36 protein-coding genes are annotated in these 23,617 nt (G+C 40.4%); all 36 read left to right on the plus strand.

What is annotated here, in order from left to right:
* The first annotated feature begins 23 nt into the window (after positions 1-23).
* The 36 genes from rpoC to BLE01S_RS17425 all read left to right on the plus strand — a co-directional run bounded on the left by rpoC (position 24) and on the right by BLE01S_RS17425 (position 23,604).
* The gene (gene rpoC, locus BLE01S_RS17250) at positions 24-3,614 is read left to right on the plus strand and encodes a DNA-directed RNA polymerase subunit beta' (RefSeq protein WP_066145196.1); all 3,591 of its coding nucleotides are present in this window, start codon (positions 24-26) and stop codon (positions 3,612-3,614) included.
* A gap of 153 nt (positions 3,615-3,767) precedes the next feature.
* Positions 3,768-4,016, plus strand: a complete 249-nt coding sequence (locus BLE01S_RS17255; protein ID WP_066145198.1) for a 50S ribosomal protein L7ae-like protein — start codon at positions 3,768-3,770, stop codon at positions 4,014-4,016.
* Between the two features lie 104 nt (positions 4,017-4,120).
* Positions 4,121-4,540, plus strand: a complete 420-nt coding sequence (rpsL, locus tag BLE01S_RS17260) for a 30S ribosomal protein S12 (RefSeq protein WP_066145200.1) — start codon at positions 4,121-4,123, stop codon at positions 4,538-4,540.
* Between the two features lie 41 nt (positions 4,541-4,581).
* Positions 4,582-5,052: a 30S ribosomal protein S7 gene (gene rpsG / locus BLE01S_RS17265; RefSeq protein WP_066145202.1), complete on the plus strand. Its 471-nt coding sequence runs from the start codon at positions 4,582-4,584 to the stop codon at positions 5,050-5,052.
* Between the two features lie 53 nt (positions 5,053-5,105).
* The gene (gene fusA, locus BLE01S_RS17270; RefSeq protein ID WP_066145205.1) at positions 5,106-7,184 is read left to right on the plus strand and encodes an elongation factor G; all 2,079 of its coding nucleotides are present in this window, start codon (positions 5,106-5,108) and stop codon (positions 7,182-7,184) included.
* 129 nt (positions 7,185-7,313) lie between these two features.
* Positions 7,314-8,501 (plus strand): elongation factor Tu, encoded by a 1,188-nt coding sequence (tuf, locus tag BLE01S_RS17275; protein ID WP_066145207.1) that lies wholly within the window; start codon positions 7,314-7,316, stop codon positions 8,499-8,501.
* Positions 8,502-9,056: 555 nt separating this feature from the next.
* The gene (gene rpsJ, locus BLE01S_RS17280) at positions 9,057-9,365 is read left to right on the plus strand and encodes a 30S ribosomal protein S10 (protein WP_066145209.1); all 309 of its coding nucleotides are present in this window, start codon (positions 9,057-9,059) and stop codon (positions 9,363-9,365) included.
* 36 nt (positions 9,366-9,401) lie between these two features.
* Positions 9,402-10,031 carry a 50S ribosomal protein L3 gene (gene rplC / locus BLE01S_RS17285; RefSeq protein WP_066145212.1) on the plus strand — a complete coding sequence of 210 codons (630 nt, stop codon included), beginning with the start codon at positions 9,402-9,404 and terminating at the stop codon, positions 10,029-10,031.
* Between the two features lie 28 nt (positions 10,032-10,059).
* A complete protein-coding gene (rplD, locus tag BLE01S_RS17290; RefSeq protein WP_066145216.1) occupies positions 10,060-10,683 on the plus strand; it encodes a 50S ribosomal protein L4 in 624 nt (207 codons plus the stop codon).
* Positions 10,683-10,967 (plus strand): 50S ribosomal protein L23, encoded by a 285-nt coding sequence (rplW, locus tag BLE01S_RS17295; protein ID WP_066145218.1) that lies wholly within the window; start codon positions 10,683-10,685, stop codon positions 10,965-10,967. The genes rplD and rplW overlap by 1 nt, the downstream gene beginning before the upstream one ends.
* Positions 10,968-11,004: 37 nt before the next feature.
* Positions 11,005-11,838: a 50S ribosomal protein L2 gene (gene rplB / locus BLE01S_RS17300; RefSeq protein WP_066145220.1), complete on the plus strand. Its 834-nt coding sequence runs from the start codon at positions 11,005-11,007 to the stop codon at positions 11,836-11,838.
* A 57-nt stretch (positions 11,839-11,895) separates the two neighbouring features.
* Positions 11,896-12,174, plus strand: a complete 279-nt coding sequence (rpsS, locus tag BLE01S_RS17305) for a 30S ribosomal protein S19 (protein ID WP_066145223.1) — start codon at positions 11,896-11,898, stop codon at positions 12,172-12,174.
* Between the two features lie 18 nt (positions 12,175-12,192).
* Positions 12,193-12,534, plus strand: a complete 342-nt coding sequence (rplV, locus tag BLE01S_RS17310) for a 50S ribosomal protein L22 (RefSeq protein ID WP_066145226.1) — start codon at positions 12,193-12,195, stop codon at positions 12,532-12,534.
* A 3-nt stretch (positions 12,535-12,537) separates the two neighbouring features.
* Complete coding sequence (gene rpsC, locus BLE01S_RS17315) at positions 12,538-13,194, plus strand: 30S ribosomal protein S3 (RefSeq protein ID WP_066145229.1); 657 nt, start codon at positions 12,538-12,540, stop codon at positions 13,192-13,194.
* Positions 13,195-13,196: 2 nt separating this feature from the next.
* Complete coding sequence (gene rplP, locus BLE01S_RS17320; RefSeq protein ID WP_066145233.1) at positions 13,197-13,631, plus strand: 50S ribosomal protein L16; 435 nt, start codon at positions 13,197-13,199, stop codon at positions 13,629-13,631.
* Positions 13,621-13,824, plus strand: a complete 204-nt coding sequence (rpmC, locus tag BLE01S_RS17325; RefSeq protein WP_066145236.1) for a 50S ribosomal protein L29 — start codon at positions 13,621-13,623, stop codon at positions 13,822-13,824. Before rplP ends, rpmC begins: the two co-directional genes overlap by 11 nt.
* 20 nt (positions 13,825-13,844) lie before the next feature.
* The gene (gene rpsQ / locus BLE01S_RS17330) at positions 13,845-14,108 is read left to right on the plus strand and encodes a 30S ribosomal protein S17 (protein WP_066145239.1); all 264 of its coding nucleotides are present in this window, start codon (positions 13,845-13,847) and stop codon (positions 14,106-14,108) included.
* Positions 14,109-14,150: 42 nt separating this feature from the next.
* Complete coding sequence (gene rplN / locus BLE01S_RS17335; RefSeq protein WP_066145242.1) at positions 14,151-14,519, plus strand: 50S ribosomal protein L14; 369 nt, start codon at positions 14,151-14,153, stop codon at positions 14,517-14,519.
* 37 nt (positions 14,520-14,556) lie between these two features.
* Positions 14,557-14,868: a 50S ribosomal protein L24 gene (rplX, locus tag BLE01S_RS17340; RefSeq protein WP_066145245.1), complete on the plus strand. Its 312-nt coding sequence runs from the start codon at positions 14,557-14,559 to the stop codon at positions 14,866-14,868.
* Positions 14,869-14,894: 26 nt separating this feature from the next.
* On the plus strand, positions 14,895-15,434 hold the full coding sequence (gene rplE, locus BLE01S_RS17345; protein ID WP_066145248.1) for a 50S ribosomal protein L5: 540 nt from the start codon (positions 14,895-14,897) through the stop codon (positions 15,432-15,434).
* A 24-nt stretch (positions 15,435-15,458) separates the two neighbouring features.
* Positions 15,459-15,644, plus strand: a complete 186-nt coding sequence (gene rpsN, locus BLE01S_RS17350; RefSeq protein ID WP_066145251.1) for a 30S ribosomal protein S14 — start codon at positions 15,459-15,461, stop codon at positions 15,642-15,644.
* Positions 15,645-15,673: 29 nt separating this feature from the next.
* Entirely contained in the window at positions 15,674-16,072 is a 399-nt protein-coding gene (gene rpsH, locus BLE01S_RS17355; RefSeq protein WP_066145254.1) for a 30S ribosomal protein S8, read from the plus strand.
* Positions 16,073-16,102: 30 nt separating this feature from the next.
* Complete coding sequence (rplF, locus tag BLE01S_RS17360) at positions 16,103-16,639, plus strand: 50S ribosomal protein L6 (protein WP_066145258.1); 537 nt, start codon at positions 16,103-16,105, stop codon at positions 16,637-16,639.
* A gap of 32 nt (positions 16,640-16,671) precedes the next feature.
* Positions 16,672-17,034, plus strand: a complete 363-nt coding sequence (gene rplR / locus BLE01S_RS17365; RefSeq protein ID WP_066145260.1) for a 50S ribosomal protein L18 — start codon at positions 16,672-16,674, stop codon at positions 17,032-17,034.
* Between the two features lie 23 nt (positions 17,035-17,057).
* On the plus strand, positions 17,058-17,558 hold the full coding sequence (gene rpsE / locus BLE01S_RS17370; RefSeq protein ID WP_066145262.1) for a 30S ribosomal protein S5: 501 nt from the start codon (positions 17,058-17,060) through the stop codon (positions 17,556-17,558).
* A 13-nt stretch (positions 17,559-17,571) separates the two neighbouring features.
* Entirely contained in the window at positions 17,572-17,754 is a 183-nt protein-coding gene (gene rpmD / locus BLE01S_RS17375; protein WP_066145267.1) for a 50S ribosomal protein L30, read from the plus strand.
* A gap of 29 nt (positions 17,755-17,783) precedes the next feature.
* Complete coding sequence (rplO, locus tag BLE01S_RS17380) at positions 17,784-18,224, plus strand: 50S ribosomal protein L15 (RefSeq protein WP_066145269.1); 441 nt, start codon at positions 17,784-17,786, stop codon at positions 18,222-18,224.
* Positions 18,224-19,516, plus strand: coding sequence for a preprotein translocase subunit SecY (gene secY / locus BLE01S_RS17385; RefSeq protein WP_066145271.1), 1,293 nt, complete (start codon positions 18,224-18,226; stop codon positions 19,514-19,516). The genes rplO and secY overlap by 1 nt, the downstream gene beginning before the upstream one ends.
* Positions 19,517-19,581: 65 nt before the next feature.
* On the plus strand, positions 19,582-20,232 hold the full coding sequence (locus BLE01S_RS17390; protein WP_066145273.1) for an adenylate kinase: 651 nt from the start codon (positions 19,582-19,584) through the stop codon (positions 20,230-20,232).
* On the plus strand, positions 20,232-20,978 hold the full coding sequence (gene map / locus BLE01S_RS17395) for a type I methionyl aminopeptidase (RefSeq protein ID WP_066145275.1): 747 nt from the start codon (positions 20,232-20,234) through the stop codon (positions 20,976-20,978). The genes BLE01S_RS17390 and map overlap by 1 nt, the downstream gene beginning before the upstream one ends.
* A gap of 15 nt (positions 20,979-20,993) precedes the next feature.
* The gene (locus BLE01S_RS17400; protein WP_066145277.1) at positions 20,994-21,314 is read left to right on the plus strand and encodes a KOW domain-containing RNA-binding protein; all 321 of its coding nucleotides are present in this window, start codon (positions 20,994-20,996) and stop codon (positions 21,312-21,314) included.
* Entirely contained in the window at positions 21,307-21,525 is a 219-nt protein-coding gene (infA, locus tag BLE01S_RS17405; protein WP_066145280.1) for a translation initiation factor IF-1, read from the plus strand. The genes BLE01S_RS17400 and infA overlap by 8 nt, the downstream gene beginning before the upstream one ends.
* A 36-nt stretch (positions 21,526-21,561) precedes the next feature.
* Positions 21,562-21,675 (plus strand): 50S ribosomal protein L36, encoded by a 114-nt coding sequence (gene rpmJ, locus BLE01S_RS17410; RefSeq protein ID WP_016205879.1) that lies wholly within the window; start codon positions 21,562-21,564, stop codon positions 21,673-21,675.
* Positions 21,676-21,695: 20 nt separating this feature from the next.
* A complete protein-coding gene (gene rpsM, locus BLE01S_RS17415) occupies positions 21,696-22,061 on the plus strand; it encodes a 30S ribosomal protein S13 (RefSeq protein ID WP_066145282.1) in 366 nt (121 codons plus the stop codon).
* Between the two features lie 25 nt (positions 22,062-22,086).
* Positions 22,087-22,476, plus strand: a complete 390-nt coding sequence (rpsK, locus tag BLE01S_RS17420; protein WP_066145285.1) for a 30S ribosomal protein S11 — start codon at positions 22,087-22,089, stop codon at positions 22,474-22,476.
* Positions 22,477-22,659: 183 nt separating this feature from the next.
* Positions 22,660-23,604: a DNA-directed RNA polymerase subunit alpha gene (locus BLE01S_RS17425; RefSeq protein WP_066145288.1), complete on the plus strand. Its 945-nt coding sequence runs from the start codon at positions 22,660-22,662 to the stop codon at positions 23,602-23,604.
* Positions 23,605-23,617: the final 13 nt, after the last annotated feature.

Genomic DNA, 23,617 nt, shown 5'->3' on the forward strand with positions numbered 1-23,617 from the left:
AGACGAAAAGGGAGGTAGGCCCCTTGCTGGATGTAAACAATTTTGAGTATATGAAAATCGGCCTTGCTTCACCGGATAAAATCCGATCCTGGTCTTTTGGAGAAGTGAAAAAGCCGGAAACAATCAACTATCGTACTTTAAAACCAGAAAAAGATGGCTTATTCTGTGAACGAATATTCGGTCCTACAAAGGATTGGGAATGTCATTGCGGAAAGTATAAGCGAGTCCGTTATAAAGGTGTTGTCTGTGACCGTTGTGGAGTAGAAGTAACTAGAGCAAAGGTTCGTCGTGAGAGAATGGGGCATATTGAATTAGCTGCCCCTGTTTCCCACATATGGTATTTCAAAGGGATTCCTAGTCGGATGGGACTTATTCTAGATATGTCACCTAGGGCTCTTGAAGAGATTATTTACTTTGCTTCTTATGTTGTTACAGATGTTGGTGATACAACTTTAGATAAGAAACAGTTGTTATCTGAAAGAGAGTATCGAGCATACCGTGAGAAATACGGTGCGACATTCCAAGCAGCAATGGGTGCTGAAGCTATTAAGAAGCTTTTGCAAGACATTGATTTGGAAAAAGAAGTGGCTCAATTAAAAGAAGAATTGAAAACTGCACAAGGGCAACGACGCACAAGAGCTATTAAAAGACTTGAGGTGCTCGAAGCTTTCCGTCATTCTGGGAATTTCCCGGATTGGATGATTCTAGATGTTTTACCGGTTATTCCTCCAGAATTGCGACCAATGGTTCAATTAGAAGGTGGCCGATTCGCGACATCTGACCTAAATGATCTATATCGTAGGGTTATCAACCGGAATAATCGATTGAAAAGATTATTGGATCTTGGTGCTCCAGGGATTATTGTGCAAAACGAAAAACGTATGCTCCAAGAAGCAGTGGATGCTTTGATTGATAATGGTAGAAGAGGCCGTCCTGTTACAGGACCGGGAAATCGACCGTTAAAATCACTTTCACACATGCTGAAAGGAAAACAAGGTCGTTTCCGTCAAAACTTACTTGGAAAACGTGTGGATTATTCAGGTCGATCTGTAATTGTCGTTGGACCGAACTTGAAAATGTACCAATGTGGACTTCCAAAGGAAATGGCTCTTGAACTATTCAAACCTTTTGTTATGAAGGAGCTAGTTGAAAAAGGCCTTGCACATAATATTAAAAGCGCCAAAAGAAAAATTGAACGAATTCATCCTGAGGTTTGGGACGTACTTGAAGAAGTTATTCGCGAGCACCCAGTATTATTAAACAGGGCACCGACACTTCATAGACTTGGTATTCAAGCATTTGAACCAACGCTTGTTGAAGGAAGAGCAATCCGTCTTCACCCACTAGTATGTACGGCTTATAATGCGGACTTTGACGGTGACCAAATGGCAGTGCATGTGCCTTTGTCTGCGGAAGCACAAGCAGAAGCACGTATTCTTATGCTAGCTGCCCAAAACATTTTGAACCCAAGAGATGGTAAGCCGGTCGTTACACCGTCACAAGATATGGTGTTGGGTAACTACTATCTAACGCTCGAACGTAAAAATGCGGACGGCGAAGGGATGATTTTTAAAGATACGAATGAAGCTCTGATTGCATACCAAAACGGATATGTTCATCTTCACTCACGGATAGCTGTCCGTGCGGATTCGTTAATCAATGAGAGATTTACGGAAGAACAGAGAAAGCAATTACTTGTTACAACTGTGGGCAAACTTGTTTTCAATGAAATATTGCCGCCGTCATTCCCGTTCATTAACGAACCAACAAACGAGAATTTGGAAGGAAATACACCAGATAAATACTTTATAGAACCGTCAACCAATGTTGCGGAGTTTATTAAACAACAACCGCTTATTGAACCGTTCAAAAAGAAAATTTTAGGTAATATTATTGCGGAAATTTTTAAGAGATTCCATATCACAGAGACATCAAAAATGCTTGATCGTATGAAAAACCTTGGATTTAAGTACTCGACAAAAGCTGGTATTACTGTTGGAGTATCTGACATTGTAGTTTTAGCTGAAAAAGAGACACTCTTAAACGATGCGCAAGAGAAAGTTGATAATGTACTAAAACAATTTAAACGGGGTCTTATTACTGACGAAGAGCGTTATGATCGTGTCATTTCTATTTGGAGTGCTGTCAAAGATACGATTCAGAATAAATTAATGAAAACATTAGACAACTTGAATCCTATTTATATGATGAGTGATTCTGGAGCAAGGGGTAACGCATCAAACTTTACGCAGCTAGCTGGTATGCGGGGCTTGATGGCTAACCCGGCTGGACGAATCATCGAATTACCGATCAAATCAAGTTTTAGAGAAGGATTAACAGTCCTTGAGTACTTTATCTCTACACATGGTGCTCGTAAAGGGTTAGCTGATACTGCTCTTAAAACTGCGGACTCTGGTTATTTAACTAGAAGACTTGTTGATGTAGCTCAAGATGTAATCATTCGGGAAGATGATTGTGGTACAGATAAAGGATTACTTGTTGCGTCGTTGAAAGATGGAACAGAGATAATCGAGCCGCTGGAAGAGCGACTAATTGGACGTCATGCACGGAAGAAAATCATTCATCCAGAAACAGGCGCTGTACTTGTTACAGAGAACGAATTGATTCATGAAGACTTAGCTAAAGAAGTAGTTAACGCTGGAATCGAAGAAGTATGGATTAGATCTGCATTTACATGTAATACTCGTCATGGCGTATGTAAAAAATGTTACGGACGTAACTTGGCAACTGGAACAGTAGTTGATGTAGGAGAAGCTGTAGGTATTATTGCTGCACAATCCATTGGTGAACCAGGAACTCAGTTGACGATGCGTACATTCCATACGGGAGGCGTAGCTGGAGACGATATTACTCAAGGTCTTCCGAGAATCCAAGAGTTGTTCGAAGCGCGTAACCCGAAAGGTCAAGCAGTCATTACTGAAATTAGTGGGGTAGTTACCGCTATTACAGAAGGACGAGATCGCCAGCAAGAAATTGTTGTTCAAAGCGAAATAGATAGCCGGACATACACAGCTCCTTACACAGCTCGCTTAAAAGTAGCGGTCAATGATGAAGTAGAGCGAGGTCAAGTATTGACGGAAGGTTCGATAGATCCAAAAGAGCTTCTGCAAGTTCGGGATGTCTCGGCAGTACAAGAATACTTGTTACTGGAAGTTCAAAAGGTATATCGTATGCAAGGTGTTGAAATTGGTGATAAACACGTAGAAGTAATGGTTCGCCAAATGCTTCGAAAAGTGCGGGTCGCTGATGCTGGGAATACAGATGTATTGCCAGGAACACTTCTCGATGTACATCAATTTACTGATGCCAACGAAAAGGCATTGCTTGAAGGAAAGCAACCTGCAACAGGTCGTCCAGTACTTCTTGGAATTACAAAGGCGTCACTTGAGACAGATTCATTCTTGTCCGCCGCATCCTTCCAAGAGACGACAAGAGTATTAACAGATGCAGCTATCAAAGGCAAGCGCGACGAACTATTAGGACTAAAAGAAAATGTTATTATTGGTAAGTTAGTTCCTGCTGGAACGGGTATGCAACGTTATAGAAAAGCTGTCTCGATTATGGCGGGAGAAGAAGTACCAAACGCTGAGTAATATTAAATGCATAAGCGCCGGCTTTATGCCGGCGCATCATTTTAGAGAATAACCTTTGAAAAGAATGTAATATCTATTGACTTTAAAAAATTCAGATGTTACTATATTCAAGGTGCTCCTATCATTAACCTGTTACTTTGGAGGATATGCAAATTGTCTTATGAAAAAGTGGTGCAGGCATCAAATCTAATTGTAGGAACGAAACAAACAGTAAGAGCTCTTAAATCAGGACATGTTGTGGAAGTTTATGTGGCTCTGGATGCAGATCCGCGTATTACTGATAGCATTATCTTTACAGCGAATGAATTGAATGTACCTGTAATTAAGGTGGATTCTATGAAGAAGTTAGGAAGAGCATGCGGTATTGATGTAGGAGCAACAACTGTTGCCATTATCCAATAGAGGTGTTTTTGCAGTGACATAAACTGTAGAAACTTGTTTTTTTGCCCTAAAAAGAACCACCTGGATGTGTGGGCTTATAAGAAAAGATGAAAGGAGGAACAAACATGCCTACTATTAATCAATTAGTACGTAAACCAAGAAAGACAAAAGTAACTACTTCTGACTCACCTGCACTTAACAAAGGCTATAACAGCTTTAAGAAAGCAAACACGAATGTATCTTCACCACAAAAACGCGGTGTATGTACTCGTGTTGGTACAATGACTCCGAAGAAGCCAAACTCGGCACTTCGTAAATATGCTCGTGTTCGTTTAACTAACGGAATTGAGGTAACGGCTTATATCCCTGGTATCGGTCATAACCTACAAGAACATAGTGTTGTACTTATTCGCGGCGGCCGTGTAAAAGACTTACCGGGTGTACGTTATCACATCGTACGTGGTGCACTTGATACTGCTGGTGTTGAAAACCGTAAACAAAGCCGTTCTAAATATGGCGCTAAGCGTCCGAAAGAAAAAAAGTAAATCATTAAAACTTATAGTTTTGTTTGAAAGGAGGAAATCTAATGCCACGAAAAGGACCTGTTGCAAAAAGAGATGTATTGCCTGATCCGATTTATAATTCTAAGATTGTTACACGTTTAATCAACAAGCTTATGGTAGATGGAAAAAGAGGTAAAGCTCAATCTATTATTTACTCTGCATTCGATACTATCCAAGAACGTTCAGGTAAGGATCCAATGGAAGTATTTGACCAAGCTCTTAAAAACATCATGCCAGTATTAGAGGTAAAAGCACGCCGTGTTGGTGGAGCAAACTATCAAGTACCGGTTGAAGTACGTCCTGAAAGACGTTCAACGCTTGGACTTCGTTGGTTAGTAAACTACTCTCGCCAACGTGGAGAAAAAACGATGGAAGAGCGTCTTGCTAATGAAATTCTTGATGCTACTAATAGCACTGGTGCAGCTGTTAAAAAACGTGAGGAAACTCATAAAATGGCGGAAGCAAACAAAGCATTTGCTCATTATCGCTGGTAAGTTGAATTTAAGGGATATCACTATATACTCATCCTAGGAAGGAGAAATACGAAATGGCTAGAGAGTTCTCCTTAGAAAAGACTCGTAATATCGGGATTATGGCTCATATTGATGCCGGAAAAACAACAACAACCGAACGTATTCTTTTCTATACAGGACGTATCCATAAAATTGGGGAAACTCATGAAGGTGCGTCACAAATGGACTGGATGGAACAGGAACAGGAACGCGGTATCACTATTACATCTGCAGCAACAACTGCACAATGGAAAGGTCACCGTGTTAACATCATTGACACACCTGGACACGTAGACTTCACTGTTGAAGTTGAACGTTCATTGCGTGTTCTTGATGGAGCTGTAACTGTACTTGACGCTCAATCAGGCGTTGAGCCCCAAACTGAAACAGTTTGGCGCCAGGCTACTACTTATGGTGTTCCACGTATTGTATTTGTTAATAAAATGGATAAAACAGGTGCGGACTTCCTTTATTCTGTAGGTACTCTTCGTGATCGTTTAATGGCAAACGCTCATCCAATCCAACTTCCGATTGGTGCAGAAGACACTTTCAGAGGGATGGTTGACCTTGTAGAAATGAAAGCTTGGTTCTATGAAGGAGATACAGCTCTTGATGCTGTTGAAGGAGAAATTCCTGAAGACCTTCAAGAACAAGCCGAAGAGCTTCGAGGAAACTTAGTTGAAGCCGTGGCTGATTTTGACGAAGAATTAATGATGAAATACCTCGAAGGAGAAGAAATCTCCAACGAAGAACTGAAAAATGCAATCCGTGAAGCAACACTGAAAGTAGAATTTTACCCAGTGTTATGTGGAACAGCATTTAAAAACAAAGGTGTTCAAAAGGTGCTTGACGCAGTAATTGATTACTTGCCAGCTCCGACTGACATCGCTGAAATGAAGGGAATTGTTCCAGGTACAGACGAGGAAGTACTTCGTCCAGCTGACGACAACGCACCATTCTCAGCACTTGCATTTAAAGTAATGACTGATCCGTTTGTTGGACGCCTTACGTTCTTCCGTGTATATTCTGGAACATTGGACTCAGGTTCATATGTTCAGAACTCAACTAAAGGTAAACGTGAGCGTGTCGGTCGTATCCTACAAATGCATGCCAACCACCGTGAAGAAATCTCTATTGTTCATAGTGGAGACATCGCAGCTGCGGTTGGATTGAAAGACACAGGTACAGGTGACACTTTATGTGATGAAAAGAATCTTGTTATTCTTGAATCAATGGAATTCCCTGAGCCAGTTATCTCGGTTGCAATTGAACCGAAATCAAAAGCGGATCAAGATAAAATGGGAACTGCTCTTGGTAAACTTCAGGAAGAGGATCCGACTTTCCGTGCGGAAACGAACCCTGAAACAGGTCAAGTAGTTATCTCAGGAATGGGTGAACTTCACCTTGATATTCTTGTTGACCGTATGAAACGTGAGTTTAAAGTTGAAGCAAACGTAGGAGCTCCACAAGTATCTTACCGTGAAACTTTCCGCACAACTGCTGAAGTTGAAGGTAAATTCATCCGTCAATCTGGTGGACGTGGACAATTCGGGCACGTTTGGATTGAATTCTCTCCAAACGAAGAAGGAAAAGGCTTCGAGTTTGAAAATGGTATTGTCGGTGGGGTTGTTCCGCGTGAATATGTACCTGCTGTAGAAGCTGGACTTAAAGATTCTATGGCTAACGGCGTTATTGCTGGTTATCCATTAATCGACGTGAAAGCAAAACTATTTGATGGTTCATACCATGATGTTGACTCAAACGAAATGGCGTTTAAAATTGCCGCTTCTATGGCACTTAAAAATGCAGCGAAAAAATGTGACCCTGTTCTGCTTGAACCTCTAGTTAAAGTAGAAATTACAATGCCTGAGGAATATCTTGGAGATATTATGGGAGACGTTACATCTCGCCGCGGTCGTGTAGAAGGAATGGAAGCACGCGGTAATGCGCAAGTTGTAAAAGCATTTGTTCCACTTGCTGAAATGTTCGGATATGCTACATCACTTCGTTCTAATACGCAAGGACGTGGAACATATTCTATGCATTTCGATCATTATGAAGAAGTGCCAAAATCAATTGCTGCAGAAATTATTAAAAAGAATACTGGTGAATAATTGATTTTATGCAATTAATCAAGTATAACTACTATTAGATATGCAAAGTGCGGCTTTAGAGTTAAGTGAATTAACTTTAAGGCGCACTGGCATACTTATTATTTTTTCAATTTAAAGGAGGATTTTCAAATGGGTAAGGAAAAATTTGATCGTTCCAAGGAACATGCGAATATCGGTACTCTAGGTCACGTTGACCATGGTAAAACTACATTAACAGCTGCAATCACTACGGTTCTTGCAAAACGTTCAGGCGGAGATGCAAAAGGATACGACATGATTGATAACGCTCCAGAAGAGCGCGAGCGTGGAATTACAATTTCCACTTCTCACGTAGAATATGAAACTGGAAAGCGTCACTATGCACACGTTGACTGCCCAGGTCACGCTGACTATGTTAAAAACATGATCACTGGTGCTGCACAAATGGACGGAGCTATCCTTGTAGTATCTGCTGCAGATGGCCCAATGCCACAAACTCGTGAACATATTCTTTTATCTCGTCAAGTAGGTGTGCCTTACTTCGTAGTTTTCATGAACAAATGTGACATGGTTGACGACGAAGAGCTTCTTGAATTAGTAGAAATGGAGATCCGTGATCTTCTTTCAGAATATGACTTCCCTGGTGACGACATTCCTGTTGTTAAAGGTTCTGCTCTTAAAGCTCTTGAAGGAGAAGCTGACTGGGAAGAAAAAATTATTGAATTAATGGATGCAGTTGATGAGTACATTCCAACTCCAACACGTGATACTGACAAGCCATTCATGATGCCAGTTGAGGACGTATTCTCAATCACTGGTCGTGGTACAGTTGCTACAGGACGTGTTGAGCGTGGACAAGTTAAAGTCGGTGAAGAAGTAGAAATCATCGGTCTTCAAGAAGAAAACAAAAAAGTTGTTGTTACTGGAGTAGAAATGTTCCGTAAGCTTCTTGATTATGCAGAAGCTGGAGACAACATCGGTGCACTACTTCGTGGTGTAGCTCGTGAAGATATCCAACGTGGTCAAGTATTGGCTAAGCCTGGTACAATTACACCACATACAAAGTTTAAAGCGGAAGTTTACGTTCTTTCAAAAGATGAAGGTGGACGTCACACTCCTTTCTTCACTAACTACCGCCCACAATTCTACTTCCGTACTACAGACGTTACAGGAATCTGTAACCTTCCAGAAGGAGTAGAAATGGTAATGCCTGGAGACAACGTTGAAATGACAGTTGAACTTATTTCTCCTATCGCGATTGAAGAAGGAACTAAATTCTCAATCCGTGAAGGTGGACGTACAGTTGGAGCTGGCGTTGTAGCAACAATCCAAGCATAATAACTGTTTTAAAAAAAGAGCAAATGGACTACAATCCATTTGCTCTTTTTTGTTTAAGAAATATATATGATGATTTTATTGAACTATAAGATTATAAAGCTAATCTTCTGCCCTTGTATTTTATTAGTAATAACTTAGGTTGCCATTAAGGTTACTGTAGCAAATAACTTAAGTTTCTTATTTATTTTCGCTCCTATGAAATAAAAGATTCCACTAAAAGTAAATGTCATACAAGATTTTCAAATAAAACAAGTGCGTATTTTGAAAGAGTATATAACTAAGTTATTCATTTTTTTCTTCTATATAAATAGATTTAAATTTCTCCTTGATTTTACTCGTTTAACTCTGTATAATCGTAGGGGTGTGAAAAACTAAAGTAATGTTGAGAAAAACATTGCATCTGCTTTATGTTTTCTGTATAATAGACAACGTTGGTCTTTGACTGCAATGAAATGGAAGGTTGCTGACACACCCGGCCGCTTTGCCATGGCGAGTGTGTGGGAAATTTCCATGGAGTATGTCTATTTTAAAAATAGACGAAAAGGAGGGAAAGTAATGGCAAAACAAAAGATTCGTATCAGATTAAAGGCGTATGATCACAGGATTTTAGATCAATCAGCTGAAAAGATTGTTGAAACAGCAAAACGTTCAGGTGCAAATGTCTCGGGGCCGATTCCATTGCCGACTGAGAAAACTGTATATACAATCCTTCGTGCGGTGCACAAATATAAGGATTCTCGTGAACAGTTTGAAATGCGCACACATAAACGTCTAATCGATATCATCAATCCTACACCACAAACAGTAGATTCATTGATGAGATTGGACTTGCCGTCAGGCGTTGACATTGAAATTAAACTTTAATAAATAAATGATAAACATTAACAGGAGGTGTGACTCATGACCAAAGGAATCTTAGGAAGAAAAATTGGAATGACGCAGGTATTTGCTGAAAACGGTGAATTAATCCCAGTTACAGTAATTGAAGCTGCTCCAAACGTTGTTCTTCAAAAGAAAACAATTGAAACTGATGGATATGAAGCAGTTCAGCTTGGTTTTGAAGATAAGCGTGAAAAGCTTGCTAACAAACCAGCTAAAGGACATTTTGCAAAAGCAAATTCTACTCCTAAGCGCTTCATCCGTGAATTTAACGGAGTAAACGTAGATGAGTACGAAGTTGGTCAAGAAGTCAAAGTTGATATTTTCGCTGAAGGCGATCTAGTAGACGTATCAGGAGTATCAAAAGGTAAAGGATTCCAAGGTGTTATTAAACGCCACGGACAATCTCGCGGACCTATGACACATGGTTCTCGTTTCCATCGTCGACCAGGTTCAATGGGACCTGTAGACCCAGCGCGCGTTTTCAAACAAAAGTTGTTACCAGGACGCATGGGTGGAGAAAGAATCACTATTCAAAATCTGCCAATTGTTAAGGTTGATACAGACCGCAATGTAATTTTAGTTAAAGGGAACGTTCCTGGACCTAAAAAGGCATTGATTGAAATTAAAACTGGAATTAAAACGAAATAAGAAAAGTTAAAGAAAGGAGGAAATAAGAATGCCGAAAGTAGCATTATATAATCAAGCAGGCTCAAAGGTTGGCGATATCGACCTAAATGAATCTGTATTTGGTATTGAACCTAACAACGCAGTGTTGTTTGAAGCAATTGTTATGCAAAGAGCTTCATTAAGACAAGGGACATCTAAAGTGAAAACTCGTGCAGAAGTACGTGGTGGTGGACGCAAACCATGGCGTCAAAAAGGAACAGGCCGTGCACGTCAAGGCTCTATCCGATCTCCACAATGGCGCGGTGGTGGAACAGTCTTTGGACCAGTTCCAAGAAGCTATAGCTATAAACTTCCTAAAAAGGTTCGTCGCTTAGCAATTAAATCAGCTCTTTCTACAAAAATTTCAGAAGAAAGTCTACTAGTATTAGAAGCATTATCTTTTGACACACCAAAGACAAAAGAATTTGCTAGTGTCCTTGCTAACTTACCTGTTGGTAAAAAAGCATTGATTGTAACTGATACACTCGATGAGAACGTAGCACTTTCAGCAAGAAATATCCCAGGAGTGACAGTGGTTGATGCTAACAACATTAGCGTATTAGATGTTGTTGGACATAATACATTGATCATGACGAAAGCCGCAGTTGAAAAAGTAGAGGAGGTGCTTGGATAATGGATGTACGTGATGTTCTAAAGCGCCCCGTTATCACAGAACGTTCTATGGAGCTGACGGCTGAAAAGAAATATACGTTCGAAGTAGACGTTAAGGCGAATAAAACACAAGTAAAAGATGCAGTTGAAAGCATCTTTGGCGTAAAAGTAGCCAAGGTTAACGTATTGAATTACAAAGGCAAGTTTAAGCGTATGGGCCGTTTCGGTGGTTATACAAATAAACGTCGTAAGGCAGTCGTTACTTTAACTCAAGATAGCAAAGAAATTGAATTCTTTGAAGTTTAATATAAGCTACAACTAAAAAAGTAGAGGAGGGAAAAAAATGGCGATCAAAAAATACAAACCTACCTCCAACGGACGTCGTAATATGACAAGTTTAGATTTCTCGGAACTTACTACAGATAAGCCCGAAAAAACTTTACTAGAACCGATTCATAGAAAAGGCGGCCGAAACAACCAAGGTAGGACTACAATTCGTCATCGCGGCGGCGGCCACAAACGTCAATACAGAGTAATTGACTTTAAACGTGTGAAAGATGGTATACCAGGACGCGTTGCTACAATCGAATACGATCCTAACCGTTCTGCAAACATCGCACTTATCCATTATTTGGATGGTGAAAAGAGATATATTATAGCACCGAAAAACTTGAAGGTGGGCATGGAAATAATGTCTGGCCCAGAAGCTGACATTAAAGTAGGGAATGCACTTCCTCTTGCAAACATTCCAGTTGGTACGGTAGTTCATAATATCGAATTAAAACCAGGTAAAGGTGGACAATTAGTTCGCTCTGCAGGAACATCTGCACAAGTACTTGGTAAAGAAGGAACTAAATACGTTCTTGTCCGTTTGAACTCTGGTGAAGTACGCATGATTCTTGCAACTTGCCGTGCAACTGTAGGTCAAGTTGGTAATGAACAGCACGAACTAGTTACGATCGGTAAAGCAGGTCGTTCTCGTTGGTTGGGCAAACGTCCACACGTTCGTGGATCTGTTATGAACCCGAATGATCACCCACACGGTGGTGGGGAAGGACGTACGCCAATTGGCCGTAAGTCACCTGTTTCACCATGGGGTAAACCAACACTTGGTTATAAAACACGCAAGAAAACGAACAAATCAGATAAATTTATTGTACGTAGTCGGAAAAAATAACGTGTTTGTTCTACGGTTCACTGGGACCGTAGTACAGTCACGAAGGGAGGTTCAACCATGGGACGTAGCCTAAAAAAAGGGCCTTTTGTAGATGATCATTTAATGAACAAAATCGAAAAGTTGAATGAGGCAGACAAGAAACAAGTTGTAAAAACTTGGTCACGCCGTTCAACGGTTTTCCCGACATTTATCGGACATACGATTGCAGTCTATGATGGCCGCAAACATGTACCTGTATATATCAGTGAAGATATGGTAGGGCATAAACTCGGTGAATTTGCACCAACACGCACTTACAGAGGTCATGCCGCAGATGATAGAAAAACAAGACGCTAATGAGAGGAGGGCATCCCAATGCAAGCAAAAGCTGTTGTAAGAACAGTTAGAATTGCTCCTCGTAAAGCACGCTTAGTAGTTGATCTTATTCGAGGAAAGCAAGTGGGCGAAGCAGTCGCTATTTTAAAATTAACACCAAGAGCTGCATCCCCGATCGTAGAAAAATTATTGAACTCTGCTATTGCTAATGCAGAACATAATTATGATATGGATATTAATAATTTAGTGGTGGCAGAAGCATTTGTTGATGAAGGTCCAACAATGAAACGTTTCCGTCCACGTGCACAGGGCCGTGCTAGCCAGATTAACAAGCGCACAAGCCACATTACAATCGTGGTATCAGAAAAGAAGGAGGGATAATTCGTGGGTCAAAAAATTAATCCAATCGGTATGCGTATCGGTATTATTCGCGACTGGGAATCTAAATGGTACGCTGAAAAAGATTATGCAACTTTACTACACGAAGACATCAAGGTTCGTGAGTATATTACAAAGCGTTTAGCTGAAGCATCTGTTTCACGTGTTGAAATTGAGCGTGCAGCAAATCGCATCAACATTTCAATCCACACAGCGAAGCCTGGTATGGTAATCGGTAAAGGTGGAAGTGAAGTTGAAGCACTTCGTAAAGCATTGAACCAATTAACAAACAAACGTGTTCACATTAACATTATTGAAATTAAAAGAGCAGACCTTGATGCGAAATTGGTTGCTGAAAACATTGCACGTCAATTGGAAAATCGAGTATCTTTCCGTCGTGCGCAAAAACAAGCAATCCAACGTACAATGCGTTCTGGAGCTCAAGGAATTAAAACACAAGTATCCGGCCGTCTAGGTGGAGCGGATATTGCTCGTGCTGAACATTACAGCGAAGGAACAGTTCCACTTCATACACTTCGCGCTGACATAGACTATGCACATGCTGAAGCAGATACAACTTACGGCAAACTCGGCGTCAAAGTATGGATTTATCGTGGAGAGGTCCTTCCAGAAAAGAAAAAATCTGTGGAAGGAGGAAAATAATCATGTTAATGCCTAAACGCGTTAAGTATCGCCGCGAACATCGCGGAAAAATGCGAGGCCGTGCAAAAGGCGGCACTGAAGTATCATTTGGTGAATATGGACTACAAGCTCTTGAGGCTGAGTGGATTACAAGTCGCCAAATTGAAGCTGCAAGGATTGCAATGACTCGTTTCATGAAACGTGGCGGTAAAGTTTGGATTAAAATTTTCCCTCACAAACCATATACAGCTAAACCCCTAGAAGTACGGATGGGTTCCGGTAAAGGTGCTCCAGAAGGATGGGTTGCAGTAGTTAAACCTGGGAAAATTATGTTTGAAATTGCTGGCGTATCAGAAGAGGTAGCACGTGAAGCGCTTCGTCTTGCTGCGCACAAACTTCCAATTAAATGTAAGTTTGTAAAACGAGAAGAAATTGGTGGTGACCGTAATGAAGGCTAAAGAAATCCGTGATTTGACCACTGCCGAAATCGAGCAAAATGTAAAATCTTTGAAGGAAGAACTCTTCAACCTTCGTTTCCAATTAGCAACAGGGCAACTTGAAAACACTGCTCGCCTTCGCGAAGTTCGCAAAGGAATTGCTCGTGGGAAAACAGTGATTCGTGAGAGAGAACTCGAAGTTAACAATCGATAATTGAGAGGAGGTTTGCGAAAATGAGTGAACGCAACCAGCGTAAAGTATATACAGGACGCGTTGTTTCCGACAAAATGGATAAAACCGTTACTGTTATGGTTGAAACGCAGAAGAAACATTCATTGTATGGCAAACGTGTAAAGTACTCTAAAAAATTTAAAGCTCATGATGAGCAAAACGAAGCAAAAATTGGTGATGTTGTACGTATCATGGAGACACGTCCTCTATCAGCAACTAAACGCTTCCGTTTATTAGAGGTCGTTGAGAAGGCAGTTATTATCTAATTATAGTTTCGGATACATGCTTTCCGAAGGGAGGTAAACTAGATGATTCAACAAGAATCTCGTTTAAAAGTAGCAGATAACTCTGGTGCACGTGAAGTTTTAACGATCAAAGTCCTCGGTGGTTCAGGCCGTAAGACTGCGAATATCGGCGATGTAATCGTCTGTACAGTGAAACAAGCAACACCAGGTGGCGTTGTCAAAAAAGGTGAAATTGTTAAAGCTGTTATCGTTCGAACAAAAACAGGTGCTCGCCGTGTTGATGGTTCTTACATTAAGTTCGATGAAAATGCATGTGTTATCATTCGTGATGATAAAGCACCTCGAGGAACTCGTATTTTCGGACCTGTTGCACGCGAACTTCGTGATAATAATTTCATGAAAATCGTATCTTTAGCTCCAGAAGTTCTTTAATAAATTAAGATTCATCCATTCAAGGAGGTGCGATTCAATGCATGTCAAAAAAGGTGACAAGGTAATGGTTATCACCGGTAAAGATAAAGGTAAAACTGGTACAGTATTAGCTGCATTCCCCAAAAAGGAACGTGTCTTAGTTGAAGGTGTAAACATTGTGAAAAAACATTCTAAGCCTTCACAAGCTAACCCTCAAGGTGGAATTAATGATCAAGAAGCAGCAGTTCATGTGTCTAACGTGATGTTACTGGATCCTAAAACAAATGAACCAACTCGTGTTGGTTATAAAGAAGTAAATGGTAAAAAAGTGCGTGTAGCTAAAAAATCAGGTGAAGCATTAGATAAATAGTTCTTAGATGAAGGGAGGTACACGACATGAACCGCCTTAAGGAAAAATTTCAAAAAGAAGTTACTCCTGCTCTTATGAGCAAGTTCAATTATAAATCCGTAATGGAAGTACCTAAAATAGATAAAATTGTTATTAACATGGGTGTTGGCGATGCAGTACAAAACGCTAAAGTTTTGGATAATGCTGTAGAAGAGCTAATGATGATTACTGGTCAAAAGCCAGTTGTAACTAAAGCGAAAAATTCAATTGCGGGATTCCGCCTACGTGAAGGTATGCCAATCGGCGCTAAAGTTACTCTTCGCGGAGAGCGTATGTATGAGTTCTTTGACAAGCTAGTTTCCGTATCACTACCACGTGTACGTGACTTCCGTGGAATTTCTAAAAAAGCATTCGACGGGCGTGGAAACTACACACTTGGCATTAAAGAACAACTCATCTTCCCTGAGATTGATTATGATAAAGTGAGCAAAGTGCGCGGCATGGATATTGTCATCGTGACAACTGCTAACACTGATGAAGAAGCTCGTGAACTACTGACTGCATTTGGAATGCCGTTCCAAAAGTAATCGCTAAATAAGGGAGGCGAAAACGTGGCTAAAAAATCAATGATCGTGAAACAAAAACGCACTCCAAAGTTTAAAGTACAGGGATATACACGCTGCGAACGTTGTGGTCGTCCACATTCCGTTATTCGTAAATTTAAACTTTGTCGTATCTGTTTCCGAGAACTGGCATATAAGGGTCAAATTCCTGGCGTTAAAAAAGCCAGCTGGTAAGACCGAAATTGGGAAGGAGGTAAATATAAATGGTTATGACTGATCCAATTGCAGATCTACTTACTCGCATTCGTAATGCGAACATGGTTCGTCACGAAAAGTTGGAGATCCCAGCTTCCAATATCAAAAAAGAGATTGCTGAAATCCTCAAACGTGAAGGTTTCATTCGTGATGTAGAATATATTGAAGATAATAAACAAGGCATCATTCGTATTTTCCTTAAATATGGTGGAAATAACGAACGTGTTATTACAGGCCTTAAAAGAATCAGTAAACCTGGTTTACGTGTATATGCAAAAGCTAATGAGGTACCAAAAGTACTTAACGGCCTTGGTATCGCACTAGTTTCTACTTCTCAAGGCGTAGTGTCTGATAAAGAAGCAAGAGCGAAACAAGTTGGCGGAGAAGTATTGGCATACGTTTGGTAATATTCTTCTGAAGAACGGAGGTGCAATAAAATGTCTCGTATAGGGAAAAAACCAATTGAAATACCTGCAGGTGTAACAGTTACATTGAACGATCAAACAGTAACCGTTAAAGGACCTAAAGGTGAATTGACTAACACATTTAACCCAGATATGGCTATCAATATTGAGGACAATATCATTACTGTTACTCGTCCTTCTGATGCAAAAGAACATCGCTCTATTCATGGAACAACTCGTTCTCTAATTGCTAATATGGTCGATGGCGTGTCTAAAGGCTTCGAAAAAACGTTGGAACTTGTTGGTGTTGGATATCGTGCGCAAAAACAAGGTAATAAACTTGTTCTAAACGTAGGCTACTCACATCCAGTTGAGTTCGATCCGGATGAAGGCGTTGAAGTTGAGGTTCCAGTAAACACAAAGGTTATCGTTAAAGGTTACAACAAAGAAAAAGTTGGTGCTTTGGCATCTAATATTCGCGCTGTACGCCCACCTGAACCTTATAAAGGTAAAGGAATTCGCTACGAAGGCGAAATCGTACGTCGTAAAGAAGGTAAAACAGGTAAATAATGCCGCCTAGGCACGAAAGGAGTGACTCGTAAATGATCACTAAGCAAGATAGGAACAAAGTACGCAAAAAAAGACATGCTCGCGTTCGTTCAAAGCTAAGCGGCACTGAGCTTCGCCCACGTCTAAATGTGTACCGTTCGAATAAAAACATCTACGCTCAATTGATCGATGATGAAAATGGTGTAACATTAGCCAATGCATCAACATTAGATAAAGAGTTAAGCATCGAGTCTGCTGGAAATGTTGAAGCGGCTCAAAAAGTTGGCGAACTAATCGCAAAACGTGCAGTTGAAAAAGGTCTTAAATCTGTTGTGTTTGACCGCGGCGGATACTTATATCACGGACGTGTAAAAGCTCTTGCTGAAGCAGCTCGTGAACACGGCCTTGAATTTTAATCAAAAAAGGAGGGACAAATTAGATGCTTCAAATTGATCCTAACAAACTAGAACTTGAAGAACGCGTTGTTACTGTCAATCGTGTAGCCAAAGTTGTAAAAGGTGGACGTCGTTTTCGCTTTACTGCACTTGTAGTTGTCGGTGATAAAAACGGTCACGTTGGCTTTGGTACTGGAAAAGCGCAAGAAGTTCCTGACGCTATTCGTAAAGCGATTGAAGATGCTAAGAAAAACTTAGTTGCTGTACCTATCGTAAATACTACTATCCCACATCAAATCATTGGTCGTTTCGGCGGTGGACAGATCTTATTGAAACCAGCTAGTGCGGGTGCCGGTGTTATTGCAGGTGGTCCTGTCCGTGCGGTTCTTGAACTTGCAGGTATTGCGGATATCACTTCAAAATCACTTGGTTCAAGCACTCCAATTAATATGGTACGTGCTACAATCGAAGGTATTAAGAACTTAAAACGTGCTGAGGATGTAGCAAAATTACGTAATAAAACAGTAGAAGAACTGTTAGGTTAAGGAGGGAAACATAATGGCGAATAAATTAGCAATTACCCTCACTCGCAGCTTGATTGGTCGTACGGAAGTTCAACGTGAAACTGTAAAAGCACTTGGACTACGTAAATTGCATCAAACTGTTGAACATGATGATAACGTAGCGATTCGGGGAATGATTAATAGAGTTTCCCATCTCATCTCTGTTAAAGAGCAATAATCCATATAAAAATTAAGGAGGTGCCAACAATGAAACTTCATGAGCTAAAACCTGCTGAAGGTTCTCGCAAAGAGCGTAACCGTGTTGGCCGAGGTATCGGTTCAGGCAACGGAAAGACGTCTGGAAAAGGCCATAAAGGTCAAAATGCCCGTTCTGGCGGCGGTGTTCGTCTCGGATTCGAAGGTGGTCAAACTCCTCTGTTCCAACGTTTACCAAAGCGTGGATTTACGAACATTCATCGCAAAGAGCTTGCGGTAGTAAATCTAGATGCTTTAAATCGCTTTGAAGACGGTACGGAAGTTACACCAGAACTTCTAATCGAAACAGGTGTTGTTCGTAAAGAGAAACACGGAATTAAAATCCTTGCTAACGGCAACATCGAGAAAAAGCTTACAGTAAAAGCTAACAAATTTTCCTCTGCTGCTAAAGAGGCAATTGAAGCTGCCGGCGGTAAAACTGAGGTGATTTAATGTTTCGGACAATCTCCAACTTTATGCGCGTGGGTGATATAAGAAGAAAAATTATTTTCACCCTGTTAATGTTAATTGTATTTCGTATCGGAGCTTTTATTCCAGTTCCAAGTGTAGATGCAAACGTACTTAAAATGCAGGATCAGGCGAGCTTGTTTGGATTCATGAATATCTTTGGTGGCGGTGCATTGCAAAACTTTTCTATATTTGCAATGGGTATCATGCCTTATATTACAGCATCCATCATTGTCCAACTATTGCAGATGGACGTTGTACCAAAGTTTACTGAGTGGGCTAAGCAAGGTGAAGTGGGGCGTCGTAAGCTAGCACAGTTTACAAGGTATTTCACTATCATATTGGCTTTGATTCAAGCGATGGGTATGTCATATGGTTTTAACCAAATGACAGGTTTGGAACTCATAAAGAACCCGGGTATTGCTACGTATCTCACTATTGCAATCGTGCTTACAGCAGGAACAGCTTTCCTTATGTGGCTCGGTGAAGAGATTACATCAAAAGGTGTAGGCAACGGTATTTCGATTATCATTTTTGCTGGAATTGTCGCAGGCATTCCTAATGCAGTGAATTTGATTTATGCTGAAAAATTTCAAGGTGCAGGTGACCAACTATTTTTAAGAATTGTTGTAATGCTACTTGTACTCCTTGCGATTGTCGCACTTGTTGTCGGTGTAGTTTTCGTGCAACAAGCTTTACGTAAGATTCCGATCCAATATGCGAAGCGCATGGATGGACGTAGTCCGGTTGGTGGGCAATCCACACATTTGCCATTAAAAGTGAATGCGGCTGGAGTTATTCCGGTCATTTTCGCAAGTGCATTTATGGTGACTCCGCAGACGATCACAACTTTTTTTGGCTCTAGTAAAATTGCAGGTACCATTCAACAAATTTTTGACCATACACAGCCAATTGGGATGGTTATATTTGTTGCTTTAATACTTGCATTTACTTACTTTTATGCATTCGTACAAGTAAACCCTGAAAAGGTAGCAGAAAATTTAAAGAAACAAGGTGGATATATACCTGGGATTCGTCCTGGAAGAAATACTCAAGATTATTTAACTCGGGTATTATACCGGTTAACGTTTGTAGGAGCACTTTTCTTAGCTGCTATTTCTATCCTTCCAGTCTTTTTCATTAAATTTGCGGGACTACCTCAAGCAGCACAAATTGGGGGAACCGGTTTGTTAATTGTAGTAGGGGTTGCACTTAATACAATGAAGCAATTAGAAGCCCAGCTAGTGAAGCGACACTACAAAGGCTTCATTAAATAATTGAGATGGTTTTAGGAACAATTAGCTTGTTCCTGAATCCATTTAGATGCTTGGGGGCGTTGCGGATGAACTTAGTATTAATGGGCCTTCCGGGTGCCGGAAAAGGCACGCAGGCAGATAAAATTGTAGATAAATATGGTGTTCCCCACATTTCTACTGGGGATATGTTTCGACTTGCTATGAAAGAAGGAACAGAACTTGGCCTTAAGGCTAAGTCTTTTATAGATAAAGGTGAACTTGTTCCAGACGAAGTAACGATCGGTATTGTCCGAGAACGACTAAGTATGAAAGATTGTGAACAAGGTTTTTTGCTTGACGGTTTTCCAAGAACAGTTGCCCAAGCAGAAGCACTCGAAGTAATACTTGCTGATTTAGGTAAGAAGATTGATTATGTCATCAATATCGATGTTGATCAAAGTATTTTGATGGAACGCTTAACAGGTCGCCGTATTTGTAAGAATTGTGGTGCTACTTATCATCTCGTTTTCAATCCACCAGCGGAAGCCGGAGTGTGCGATCGTTGCAATGGTGAGTTGTATCAACGTGCTGATGACAATGCAGAAACGGTTCAAAATCGACTTGATGTGAATGTAAAGCAGACACAGCCATTACTTGATTATTATAACGAAAAAGGTTATTTGAAAAATATCAACGGACAGCAGCATATAGATCAAGTATTTTCTAATCTTGATGAACTGCTTAAGGGATTGAAGTAATGATCATTTCAAAGACGCCTCGAGAAATAGAAATCATGCGTGATGCTGGTAAAATTGTTGCTTTAACTCATCAAGAACTTGAAAAGTATATACAACCAGGAATTTCGACATTAGAACTGGATGCAATTGCTGAAAAGTTCATCAAAAAGCATAATGCTTCTCCATCTTTTAAAGGATATAATGGTTTTACTGGCAGTGTGTGTGCTTCAGTTAACGAAGAACTAGTGCATGGCATACCAGGAAGCCGTATTCTCAAAGATGGTGATATTATCAGTCTTGATATCGGGGCTTATTACAATGGCTACCATGGAGACTCAGCTTGGACGTATCCAGTCGGGACCATTGATGAAGATACTCAAAAACTTTTGGACGTCACAGAAAAATCTCTCTATCTCGGCTTGGAAGAAGCAAAACCAGGCGAACGTCTTTCTAATATATCTCATGCGATTCAAACATTTGTTGAATCACATGGCTTGTCTATTGTCCGTGAATATGTAGGACATGGCATTGGTCAGGATTTGCATGAAGATCCGCAAATTCCTCATTATGGTCCGCCTAATAAAGGACCTCGTTTAAGACCCGGCATGGTACTTTGCATAGAACCAATGGTGAATGCGGGAAGTCGCTATGTAAGAACATTAGCGGATAATTGGACTGTCGTTACAGTCGATGGTAAAATGTGCGCACACTTCGAACATACAGTGGCTATTACTGAAACAGGTTATGAGATATTAACAAGAATTTGAGTGCAGGTGATCTACTTGAATGAGTCTAAATCGGCTCCGTGTATAGGTCAAATCGTGCTTGTGAAAAAAGGACGAGATGCTAGTCAGTTTGCAGTTATTATCCAAAACATTGATGGACGATTTGTTCTTATTGCGGATGGACATAAAAGAAAATTTGATAGTCCGAAGAAAAAGAACATTCAACATCTTATATGTTACGACTATGTTTCTCCGGTCATCCAAGACAGCATAGTAGAAACCGGTCGAGTCACAAACGGGAAATTACGGTGGGCACTTGAGAAGTTTGTAGAAGAAGTAGTTGATGTTTTTGAGAAGGGAGACGAATTTGATGGCTAAAGAAGATGTAATTGAAGTAGAAGGTAAAGTAGTTGACACTTTGCCCAATGCAACGTTTAAGGTAGAATTAGAAAATGGTCATACGGTACTTGCTCACGTTTCGGGTAAAATCCGCATGCACTTTATTCGTATTCTTCCTGGAGACAGAGTTACTGTAGAATTATCTCCGTATGATTTAACACGCGGAAGAATCACATATCGATTTAAATAAACATTGCACTCCGGACTACTAAGGAGGTTATAAAAAATGAAAGTAAGACCATCAGTAAAGCCAATCTGTGAGAAATGCAAAATCATTCGCAGAAAAGGTAAAGTTATGGTTATCTGCGAAAACCCAAAACATAAACAAAAACAAGGATAAGAAGGAGGTGCGTTTATACAATGGCACGTATTGCTGGTGTAGACATTCCACGTGAAAAACGTGTAGTAATAGCTTTAACTTACATTTTTGGAATCGGAAAAAGCACGGCTACAAAGATTTTATCTGAAGCAGGTGTTTCCGAAGATACACGCGTTCGTGATCTTACAGATGACGAGCTTGCTAAGATTCGTGAAAATATTGACAAGTTGAAAGTTGAAGGAGATCTTCGCCGTGATGTTTCACTTAATATTAAACGTCTAATGGAGATTGGATCTTATCGCGGACTACGTCATCGTCGTGGGCTTCCTGTGCGCGGGCAAAACACAAAAAACAATGCTCGTACACGCAAAGGTCCTCGTAGAGCTATAGCAGGTAAGAAAAAATAATTTGTAAAGGAGGTTGCTTTCTAACATGGCACGTAAAACTAATACTCGTAAACGTCGTGTGAAAAAGAATATTGAAACTGGTATTGCACACATTCGTTCTACATTTAATAATACAATCGTAACGATCACTGATTCACAAGGTAATGCACTTTCTTGGTCTTCAGCTGGTGCGCTTGGATTCAGAGGTTCACGTAAATCAACTCCATTCGCTGCTCAAATGGCTGCTGAAACAGCTGCTAAAACGGGAATGGAACATGGCTTGAAATCACTAGAAGTAACAGTTAAAGGACCGGGTGCTGGTCGTGAAGCTGCAATTCGTGCTTTACAGGCTGCAGGACTTGAAGTTACAGCAATCAGAGACGTAACTCCTGTTCCTCATAACGGATGTCGTCCTCCAAAACGTCGTCGTGTTTAATGGTTCTGTATAAATTCTGTATTACTAGGGTATAATTGGGTATTATGTGAATTTATGTTCGTATGAATCAATTCTTCAACCAGTTGTTGCACAAGTGGGAATGAACATGGGGAATTTCGGAGAGTATATTTCCATTAGGAAATAAACACCGAGGTTTCGACGTTTTGAAGGAGGTATAATTGAATGATCGAAATTGAAAAGCCGAAAATTGAAACGATTGAGATCAGCGATGATGCTAAATACGGGAAATTCGTTGTAGAGCCACTTGAGCGTGGGTATGGTACAACGTTGGGTAACTCCTTACGTCGTATTTTATTATCTTCCCTTCCTGGGGCTGCTGTCACATCCATTCAGTTGGAAGGTGTTCAGCATGAATTTTCAACAGTTGAAGGTGTCGTTGAAGATGTGACTAATATCATCCTCAACATCAAAAAATTAGCTTTGAAAGTTTATTCTGATGAAGAAAAAACTTTAGAGATCGATGTACAAGGTGATGGCGTTGTTAAGGCTTCTGATATTATGCATGATAGTGATGTAGAAATACTTAATCCTGATTTGCACATTGCAACATTAGGGGAGAATGCTAACTTCCGAGTGCGTATGTCAGCAAGACGTGGCCGCGGCTATACTCCGGCAGATCAAAACAAACGTGATGACTTGCCAATTGGTGTTGTACCAATCGATTCTATCTATACCCCTGTTTCACGTGTAAACTATCAAGTTGAAAATACACGTGTAGGTCAGATGACTAACTATGATAAGCTTTCTTTAGATGTATGGACAGATGGAAGTATCGGACCGAAAGAAGCAATTTCTTTAGGTGCCAAAATTCTTACCGAGCATTTGAATATTTTTGTTGGTTTAACTGATGAAGCTCAAAATGCAGAAATAATGGTAGAAAAAGAAGAAGACCAGAAGGAAAAAGTTCTTGAAATGACAATTGAAGAGCTGGATCTTTCAGTACGTTCATACAACTGCCTAAAACGAGCAGGAATCAATACTGTCCAAGAGCTGGCTAATAAGACAGAAGAGGACATGATGAAAGTTCGAAACTTAGGAAGAAAATCTCTAGAAGAAGTTAAAGCCAAATTGGATGATCTTGGACTTGGACTTCGTAAAGATGACTGACTTTATCTCCTGA

This window comes from Lederbergia lenta NBRC 16444 (genome assembly GCF_001591545.1).
Classification (GTDB): domain Bacteria; phylum Bacillota; class Bacilli; order Bacillales; family Bacillaceae_C; genus Lederbergia; species Lederbergia lenta.

Excerpts from the sequence above, each read along its gene's own strand:
- map (WP_066145275.1), top strand. The coding sequence starts at position 20,232 with ATGATCATTTCAAAGACGCCTCGAGAAATAGAAATCATGCGTGATGCT.
- rpmJ (WP_016205879.1), top strand. The coding sequence starts at position 21,562 with ATGAAAGTAAGACCATCAGTAAAGCCAATCTGTGAGAAATGCAAAATC.
- rplC (WP_066145212.1), top strand. The coding sequence starts at position 9,402 with ATGACCAAAGGAATCTTAGGAAGAAAAATTGGAATGACGCAGGTATTT.
- tuf (WP_066145207.1), top strand. The coding sequence starts at position 7,314 with ATGGGTAAGGAAAAATTTGATCGTTCCAAGGAACATGCGAATATCGGT.
- infA (WP_066145280.1), top strand. The coding sequence starts at position 21,307 with ATGGCTAAAGAAGATGTAATTGAAGTAGAAGGTAAAGTAGTTGACACT.
- rpsM (WP_066145282.1), top strand. The coding sequence starts at position 21,696 with ATGGCACGTATTGCTGGTGTAGACATTCCACGTGAAAAACGTGTAGTA.
- rpmC (WP_066145236.1), top strand. The coding sequence starts at position 13,621 with ATGAAGGCTAAAGAAATCCGTGATTTGACCACTGCCGAAATCGAGCAA.
- BLE01S_RS17390 (WP_066145273.1), top strand. The coding sequence starts at position 19,582 with ATGAACTTAGTATTAATGGGCCTTCCGGGTGCCGGAAAAGGCACGCAG.
- rplX (WP_066145245.1), top strand. The coding sequence starts at position 14,557 with ATGCATGTCAAAAAAGGTGACAAGGTAATGGTTATCACCGGTAAAGAT.
- rplW (WP_066145218.1), top strand. The coding sequence starts at position 10,683 with ATGGATGTACGTGATGTTCTAAAGCGCCCCGTTATCACAGAACGTTCT.
- BLE01S_RS17425 (WP_066145288.1), top strand. The coding sequence starts at position 22,660 with ATGATCGAAATTGAAAAGCCGAAAATTGAAACGATTGAGATCAGCGAT.
- rplE (WP_066145248.1), top strand. The coding sequence starts at position 14,895 with ATGAACCGCCTTAAGGAAAAATTTCAAAAAGAAGTTACTCCTGCTCTT.
- rpsH (WP_066145254.1), top strand. The coding sequence starts at position 15,674 with ATGGTTATGACTGATCCAATTGCAGATCTACTTACTCGCATTCGTAAT.
- rpsG (WP_066145202.1), top strand. The coding sequence starts at position 4,582 with ATGCCACGAAAAGGACCTGTTGCAAAAAGAGATGTATTGCCTGATCCG.
- secY (WP_066145271.1), top strand. The coding sequence starts at position 18,224 with ATGTTTCGGACAATCTCCAACTTTATGCGCGTGGGTGATATAAGAAGA.
- rplO (WP_066145269.1), top strand. The coding sequence starts at position 17,784 with ATGAAACTTCATGAGCTAAAACCTGCTGAAGGTTCTCGCAAAGAGCGT.
- rplV (WP_066145226.1), top strand. The coding sequence starts at position 12,193 with ATGCAAGCAAAAGCTGTTGTAAGAACAGTTAGAATTGCTCCTCGTAAA.
- rpsK (WP_066145285.1), top strand. The coding sequence starts at position 22,087 with ATGGCACGTAAAACTAATACTCGTAAACGTCGTGTGAAAAAGAATATT.
- rpsJ (WP_066145209.1), top strand. The coding sequence starts at position 9,057 with ATGGCAAAACAAAAGATTCGTATCAGATTAAAGGCGTATGATCACAGG.
- fusA (WP_066145205.1), top strand. The coding sequence starts at position 5,106 with ATGGCTAGAGAGTTCTCCTTAGAAAAGACTCGTAATATCGGGATTATG.
- rplR (WP_066145260.1), top strand. The coding sequence starts at position 16,672 with ATGATCACTAAGCAAGATAGGAACAAAGTACGCAAAAAAAGACATGCT.
- rpsL (WP_066145200.1), top strand. The coding sequence starts at position 4,121 with ATGCCTACTATTAATCAATTAGTACGTAAACCAAGAAAGACAAAAGTA.
- rplP (WP_066145233.1), top strand. The coding sequence starts at position 13,197 with ATGTTAATGCCTAAACGCGTTAAGTATCGCCGCGAACATCGCGGAAAA.
- rplF (WP_066145258.1), top strand. The coding sequence starts at position 16,103 with ATGTCTCGTATAGGGAAAAAACCAATTGAAATACCTGCAGGTGTAACA.
- rplB (WP_066145220.1), top strand. The coding sequence starts at position 11,005 with ATGGCGATCAAAAAATACAAACCTACCTCCAACGGACGTCGTAATATG.
- rpsE (WP_066145262.1), top strand. The coding sequence starts at position 17,058 with ATGCTTCAAATTGATCCTAACAAACTAGAACTTGAAGAACGCGTTGTT.
- rplN (WP_066145242.1), top strand. The coding sequence starts at position 14,151 with ATGATTCAACAAGAATCTCGTTTAAAAGTAGCAGATAACTCTGGTGCA.
- rplD (WP_066145216.1), top strand. The coding sequence starts at position 10,060 with ATGCCGAAAGTAGCATTATATAATCAAGCAGGCTCAAAGGTTGGCGAT.
- rpmD (WP_066145267.1), top strand. The coding sequence starts at position 17,572 with ATGGCGAATAAATTAGCAATTACCCTCACTCGCAGCTTGATTGGTCGT.
- rpsS (WP_066145223.1), top strand. The coding sequence starts at position 11,896 with ATGGGACGTAGCCTAAAAAAAGGGCCTTTTGTAGATGATCATTTAATG.
- rpsQ (WP_066145239.1), top strand. The coding sequence starts at position 13,845 with ATGAGTGAACGCAACCAGCGTAAAGTATATACAGGACGCGTTGTTTCC.